This is a genomic window from Bacillus sp. 522_BSPC (genome assembly GCF_001076885.1).
In the GTDB taxonomy this organism is placed as follows: Bacteria; Bacillota; Bacilli; order Bacillales; family Cytobacillaceae; genus Niallia; species Niallia hominis.
In genome coordinates this window covers 1-6,033 of sequence record NZ_JVDT01000155.1, presented here as the reverse complement: position 1 = coordinate 6,033, position 6,033 = coordinate 1, and the positions used below count along the sequence as shown (strand labels likewise).

Genomic DNA, 6,033 nt, shown 5'->3' with positions numbered 1-6,033 from the left:
GACAAGTGCAAATGCGTTGATTGTGAAAAACACAAGTGCAAATGGGATGGTTGTGAAGAATTTAATGGTGATTCCAATATTTTCGAAATGATGCTAGGTGAATCTGATGATATTCCCAAAGACAATTGTAATGATGATCATAAACTCTGCCCAGAAGAAATCAAAGGATTTGATTTCTGCAGAAAGGAAGAAGAACTAAGATGCTTTAAACATTGCGGCCCTATCTCACAACCCTGCGATTGTAATTATTACAACCATTTTACCAGCCGTTCGAACCTTGATTTTAGCGGGTTGATTGTGATAAAGAACACAGGCAATTCGGCTAGCGGCTGTTCCATGGAAGTCCGCGTCACTGATATTGCAGGTTCAGCAATAGTCGCTACAGTCAGTCCTGGAGCATCCGTCCCAATCTTTGTCGAATGTTTAAGATCACTTGATATTGCATGTTTTAAAAATGAATCAGTAACAGAAACGTGCAGCGGTGAAGTCATCTTTGACCTTGAATACTGTACCACAAGATATGTTTCACATCGCTATAAATGATGGGTTCCTATAGACTGAAAGCTTTCTTAATATATTTTGTTGGAAAACATGTAAAGAAAATCATCCCATTCACATTACTATAACGTACACCATAATGAAATTGAGTAGGAGGGGGTGACTAACCCCCGACCTCCCACACTCCTGTACGTCTCGTTCGAACTGTTCTATGAAATATCACCCTTATATCTATTTTGGGCTGATTTTGGATTTGTTATGGTTTCCATGTAACTGTATTCATAGTGCTTACTAAATCCTCCAACGTATCGCCCTCCCCTCTGAAAGTGATTTCTATTTCATCATTCTTTAACTGGATTAGCGTTTTATTTAACGTATCTAACAATTTGTCCGACGGGACATCTGAAAAGTCTCTATTTTCAAGTTCCTTTTTCATGCGCTCAACTTGCCGTCCTAATAATTCGATACGGGCTTTTTTTGTCATATAAAATTGCTCCTGTAACGATTCAATTTCAACTGCCTTCATATTTTCTATTTCCATGAGATGTTCCTTTGACCACGCAATAAGCGTTGACTTCGATACGTTAAGTTCCTTGGCAATTTTACTAAAGCTGATCCCTTTCGCTCTTAATTAAATAAACTTTTGCCTTGTTTTGTTGTCCTTCATTCTCAATCCCTCCACGAAATAATTATTTTATCCGAAGTTTTTTTCGGTAATCTTCTGTAAATAAGTCAATGAATTTTGTATTATCGTATAGACGGCTAAAGACTCTTTCTCCTACGACCATAGGTAAGTCTTGATCCGTCAAATTACTCGTGTAGATTGTCGGTTTACCACTCCGACTTTCTACTATTTCAAAAATTATACTCTTTCTCCAATCATCATTTCCTCCCGATGCTTCCGCACCCAAGTCATCCAAAATCAATAAATCTAGCTTTTTTAAATCCTTAAAGATATTTTCTTCTGTTATGATAGATGCTTTGTTATACGTAGATTTAATTTTTGAAAGTAATTGTCCTGTGGTTAAAAACCCAACTATAAAACCTTTTTCTTTTAGCGTTCTGGCAATAGCTACACACAAATGTGTTTTTCCTGTTCCCGGATTGCCTTGAATTAAAAGGTTGTAGCGATCTTGTTCGGAAGCTAAAAATGTTTTCACATAGGAAATTGCCCTTTGTTTTGCAACAGTAGTAACGGGATTAGTTCATGGTAATCCTTAAAACCTGAACCCTTTAATTTTTCGGGGAGAAGAAAATAGTCGTTCATAAGCCTTTCAGATATGAGCTGACTTTGCTCCTTTAAACCTTTTTCCATAGAAAGATTAAGCATATCCCTATCCCTACATCTACAACATTTGAATGTTTCACCTAACTGCTTCCAACTGTCATTATTATTTAGGCGGTAAACCAAAGCGGATGCACTTTCTTGTCCACACTGCGGGCATACAAGTTTTTTAAGAAAATCCGCTTCTAGCTCATGCCCTTCTAATTCTGGCATGAGTCTAAAAACAGCCTTTTTGTAAATGTTATTCTCATCCTCAGGTAGAAAGCTACTCGCAACTCTCATAGTTTAACCTCCTAAAATGGGAGTTCATCTTCCCATTCTTTCATTTTCTCAAATTCATCTTTTGTAATTGGTTTTGGTTCTTCCCAATGACTAGGGCGATCTAATGAAAAATGCTGTTGGCTCTTTTTCCTTATTACATTTCTGCTTGTTTGAATTTTCAGAACCAATTGATCATACTGTTTTCTTAATTTTGATGGAGAAAGTATATTTGTCTTCCAAAAGGAATCTTGCTGACACCAATCAATCACGGTGGATATTTCTTCTGGTAAACGATTGTCCCTTTCTATCATTAAACGAAAGTCATCCGACCATTTTTGAAGATTTGGTTCTTTAAATCCCGGATTATTTTCCCTAATGTTATTTAAAAGTCTTAATGCTAATTGATACGGTATGCTTTTTTCGTCGTAAGTTTTTGACTTGCGACAATAAGAATCTTTTACTTCTTTATCATTCTTTAATTTTTTATCATTCTTGTTAGTTGTTAGTCGATTGTTAATTGATTGTTGGCCGCCTGTTAAGTTGCTTGTTAATCCATCTCCATTATTCTGATAATCCTCCCAATTATTAATGGTTATAAGCCTATTTTTGTTTGTTGATTCATTTGTTAGAAAACCGAATTTTTCAAACCGCTTTATTGCAGTTCTTACGTTTTGAATTGAAATCCCCTTACCGCATTTTTCAACAATGGATTCCAAGCTTGTAATTACCTGGCCAGCGGTAACGTTATAAGGTTCCCCTTGCCATTCCCATTGTTTTTCTTGATGATTAACCATCAAAAGAAGTGTTATTAGAATGGTTTTTTGTTCCGGTGTGGATTCTATCCAAATAGGCTTATGCAATAAATCCCGATAAAGCTTAACCCATCCTAACATCACACTTCACCCGCTTCAGCCAGAATTATTTCGCAACCATTTCTGTACATCCCAGCGATTTAAACGAATGATTTGCCCTCTTTGAAAAAAAGGAATTTCTTTGCTTGAAATCATGTTTCGAATTGTGGGTACACTGACCTTTAAATAATCGGCAGCTTCTTTTATGGTTAATATTTGATCATGCCCGTTTTCTTCTTGTAATTCCATTAGAAGCTCCTGTAATGCATTTTTTAAATCTGTCCGATTTATGATTAGCGTTTCTTCTGGGAATTCTAGCTTTATATTCATTTATTTATCCCCCTTTTTCAACTTGAGTACAAAGATCCTCTACTTCTTTATTTAGGTTTTCAGCAATCTGTTTGATTGTAGAAAACCGTACCTTTTTTTTAGTCCCCTTTTCGATTTCACCAATGGTTTTTCTATTTACACCAGATACATCAGCCAATTTAGTGATTGTCCACCCCATTTCCGCTCGAGCAAGTTTAATTTTTTTACTGTCAATTTTCAGGTGATGCTCTTGTTTTATTAGTTTTGTACATTTCATCTTTTAAACATCTCCTAATTACTCATATTGGGTACAAATAAACAATATCATCCCGTTTTGAGAAATTCAAGTTGATATTTGTATTCATTATGTGTAATATTGATTTGTAATTACTCATTGGAGGTTGATAAATTATGTTTGGAGAACGAATTAGAACGTTACGAAGGGAAAAGAATATGACTTTAAGAGACTTAGCCGACAAGTTGAATATTCCCTTTACTACATTAGGAAATTACGAGCGGGAAGACCGGGAACCGAATGTTTCAACCTTTTTAGCATTGGCTGATTTCTTCGATGTAAGCGTCGATTATTTAACCGGAAAACAAGACATAAGAACATCAGATCAATATGGTTTCCAAAGGGATTTTAGCCTGCTTGAAGATCTACTGAAACAAGCTACTCCTGATATTAGGAAAAAAGCAGAAGACATCATTAACCAGTTGACTATAATCATTGGGGATGAACTAGAAGCAACAGATGTAAGAGAAACATCTAAAACATTTGAGCATCTATTCCAAGTTGTGGATTTTATTTTTAGTATGAAAATGGGATTTAAGTATAATTACGGGCAAGACCCTTCAACACCTTATGAATGTATAAAACTATATCTAGAGCACAAACCCACATTAGATATGAACTTAAATAACTTATGTGAAATTTACGCTAATAAGAAAAACGGTTAAATGAGGTGAAAAAATGGCATCATTTCAAAAATACACAACCAAACAAGGTCAAATGTGGTTATTTAAGACGGACACTGGAATTAATCCCGAAACAGGAAAAAGACAAACTACAACCCGAAGGGGCTTTAAAACCAAAAAAGAAGCACAAATAGCTGCTGCCAAGCTTGAACAAGAAATAGCGAGCGGAAGATCAATAAAGAATGACAACCTGACTTTTCAGAATGTATACGATCAATGGTTTTCCAATCATTCGAAAACGATTAAATTAAGCACAAAGAAAGCCATTGAATCCAAATTCAATAGGCATATATTGCCCCGCTTCAGCAAATTGAAAATAAAAGAAATAACAAGACCATATTGCCAAAAAATGATCAATGAAATCGCTCAATTAATTAAATCGGTAAATGACATAAAAATAGGTTCTAAGTCAATTGTTGGGGTAAAATACTAGGCTACCGCGCTTAAGCTTGGTGGCATTTGTATGTTTGGAAGGTCTTAGACCCTCCAAACATACAAATGTTCATTCTCTAGTTTTTATCCAACATGTATTCCAATTCCCTTAAATTGATGTGTTAATAATATCTTGGCACGAAAGCGCTCAAAACTTCTAAATCCAAATGCGTTTCGTTTGATTACTTTGGTGGAATTGTTAATCCCCTCAAGAAAACCATTTGAGTAATTGTACACAAAGCTGTTGAGTATCTCCGTCTGCCAATTCTTGAATGTCTTTATTACATCAGACATCTCTAAAATACCTTCGGTTTTAAATCTTATTAAAAGTTGTTCGAGTTCATATTTGACCTTCTTAATTTGTGTGCTTCCAATTTCTTTAGCCCTTGTAAACCATGCTCGAAAGGCTTCTTTCAGTTCATAGGCCTGCTTTAATTCTTCCGACATAGATAGATATCTCTCTAGAAGCCAACGTTCTTCATTATTTAACTTATCTTTTGCTTTATGAAAGACATGTTTCATTCTCTTACACTTCTTACGATCATACGCATGAAAGTTTTGTTGGACACGTCGCCTAACCTTATCTAATGCCCAATAAATATATCGACAAAAATGAAACCTGTCCGCTACAATAACTGGTTTACCCAGAGCTTCTTGTACAGCTGCTTTAAAGGATGGACTCATATCCATGATTACGATTTGTACTTGCGCTCCATGTTTTTGAAGGTACCGTTTAATCGTTTTTTTATACCGATTTGGAAGAATGTCAATTGGTTCTCTTGTGATTCCATTAGCTATAATTAATTGATATTTCCCTTCCTTGGTATCGCCTTTGTACTCATCAATAGCTATCACTTTTGGCAGCTCTGTGACCGGATGAATTGCTTCTTTGGCTATTTGATCGAAACGACGAACAACTGTTGTTGGGGATGTTCCATAAACTTCTGCCGTCTCTTTATATGTTTTTCCTTTTATTGCTTTGATTGCAATTGCCTGGTTCCATTCGATCGTACTACGCTGATAACACTCTACAAACGTGTTCATTTCAGAGAATCGCTTTCCGCAAGCACAAACATATCTTCTTCTTTTATAGAACAACAGCGTTTTTCGTTCAAACCACTTCAAATGTTTGATTTTTTGAATGCGATAATCATGAATTCGATTGGTTTGACTGCCACACTTTGGACAACAGTGCGGTTTACGCTCCATCTCTACATAAACATGAATATATTCTCCTACTTCTTCTACGTTTTTTACCAGCACATCTTTTAATCCTGGAATAGAAATGTTAAAATTCATATACACGCATCTCCATTTCTTTACTTGTTTCTCGACAATTCAAGTATAAAAGAATTGGATGTATGCGTGTATTTTTTTGCATACAAATTGTAGGACAACCCCAACAAATATTATAGAGCC

General features: G+C 35.6%; 10 protein-coding genes. 3 read left to right on the top strand and 7 right to left on the bottom strand.

The window, feature by feature from the left end; translation table 11 throughout:
* The coding region (locus ADJ83_RS12810; protein WP_048717878.1) for an S-Ena type endospore appendage at window positions 1–543 on the top strand (543 nt) is incomplete at its 5' end.
* 211 nt (window positions 544–754) lie between these two features.
* Here ADJ83_RS12810 and ADJ83_RS12805 read toward each other — a convergent pair.
* The 6 genes from ADJ83_RS12805 to ADJ83_RS12780 form a co-directional block, all read right to left on the bottom strand.
* Entirely contained in the window at window positions 755–1,039 is a 285-nt protein-coding gene (locus ADJ83_RS12805) for a hypothetical protein (RefSeq protein WP_031540237.1), read from the bottom strand.
* Between the two features lie 148 nt (window positions 1,040–1,187).
* Window positions 1,188–1,658 (bottom strand): ATP-binding protein, encoded by a 471-nt coding sequence (locus tag ADJ83_RS12800; protein WP_048717877.1) that lies wholly within the window; start codon window positions 1,656–1,658, stop codon window positions 1,188–1,190.
* Window positions 1,655–2,065: a hypothetical protein gene (locus tag ADJ83_RS12795; protein ID WP_031540235.1), complete on the bottom strand. Its 411-nt coding sequence runs from the start codon at window positions 2,063–2,065 to the stop codon at window positions 1,655–1,657. The genes ADJ83_RS12800 and ADJ83_RS12795 overlap by 4 nt, the downstream gene beginning before the upstream one ends.
* An 11-nt stretch (window positions 2,066–2,076) precedes the next feature.
* Entirely contained in the window at window positions 2,077–2,937 is an 861-nt protein-coding gene (locus ADJ83_RS24415) for a hypothetical protein (RefSeq protein ID WP_051641033.1), read from the bottom strand.
* Window positions 2,938–2,952: 15 nt separating this feature from the next.
* Window positions 2,953–3,225: a helix-turn-helix domain-containing protein gene (locus ADJ83_RS12785; RefSeq protein WP_031540233.1), complete on the bottom strand. Its 273-nt coding sequence runs from the start codon at window positions 3,223–3,225 to the stop codon at window positions 2,953–2,955.
* Between the two features lie 4 nt (window positions 3,226–3,229).
* Window positions 3,230–3,481: a helix-turn-helix transcriptional regulator gene (locus ADJ83_RS12780; RefSeq protein ID WP_031540231.1), complete on the bottom strand. Its 252-nt coding sequence runs from the start codon at window positions 3,479–3,481 to the stop codon at window positions 3,230–3,232.
* A 134-nt stretch (window positions 3,482–3,615) separates the two neighbouring features.
* Between ADJ83_RS12780 and ADJ83_RS24410 the strand changes: the two genes are divergently transcribed.
* Together ADJ83_RS24410 and ADJ83_RS12770 are read left to right on the top strand one after the other, a co-directional pair.
* Complete coding sequence (locus ADJ83_RS24410; protein ID WP_051641032.1) at window positions 3,616–4,164, top strand: helix-turn-helix domain-containing protein; 549 nt, start codon at window positions 3,616–3,618, stop codon at window positions 4,162–4,164.
* Between the two features lie 13 nt (window positions 4,165–4,177).
* Entirely contained in the window at window positions 4,178–4,615 is a 438-nt protein-coding gene (locus ADJ83_RS12770) for an Arm DNA-binding domain-containing protein (protein ID WP_031540229.1), read from the top strand.
* 83 nt (window positions 4,616–4,698) lie between these two features.
* Here the strand turns inward: ADJ83_RS12770 and ADJ83_RS12765 are convergent, their stop codons facing one another.
* Window positions 4,699–5,919 carry an ISL3 family transposase gene (locus ADJ83_RS12765; protein WP_081836520.1) on the bottom strand — a complete coding sequence of 407 codons (1,221 nt, stop codon included), beginning with the start codon at window positions 5,917–5,919 and terminating at the stop codon, window positions 4,699–4,701.
* Between the last annotated feature and the right edge of the window lie 114 nt (window positions 5,920–6,033).

Coding starts and splice junctions, on each gene's coding strand:
- ADJ83_RS12770 (WP_031540229.1), top strand. CDS start 4,178: ATGGCATCATTTCAAAAATACACAACCAAACAAGGTCAAATGTGGTTA.
- ADJ83_RS12805 (WP_031540237.1), bottom strand. CDS start 1,039: ATGGAAATAGAAAATATGAAGGCAGTTGAAATTGAATCGTTACAGGAG.
- ADJ83_RS24415 (WP_051641033.1), bottom strand. CDS start 2,937: ATGTTAGGATGGGTTAAGCTTTATCGGGATTTATTGCATAAGCCTATT.
- ADJ83_RS12785 (WP_031540233.1), bottom strand. CDS start 3,225: ATGAATATAAAGCTAGAATTCCCAGAAGAAACGCTAATCATAAATCGG.
- ADJ83_RS12795 (WP_031540235.1), bottom strand. CDS start 2,065: ATGAGAGTTGCGAGTAGCTTTCTACCTGAGGATGAGAATAACATTTAC.
- ADJ83_RS24410 (WP_051641032.1), top strand. CDS start 3,616: ATGTTTGGAGAACGAATTAGAACGTTACGAAGGGAAAAGAATATGACT.
- ADJ83_RS12780 (WP_031540231.1), bottom strand. CDS start 3,481: ATGAAATGTACAAAACTAATAAAACAAGAGCATCACCTGAAAATTGAC.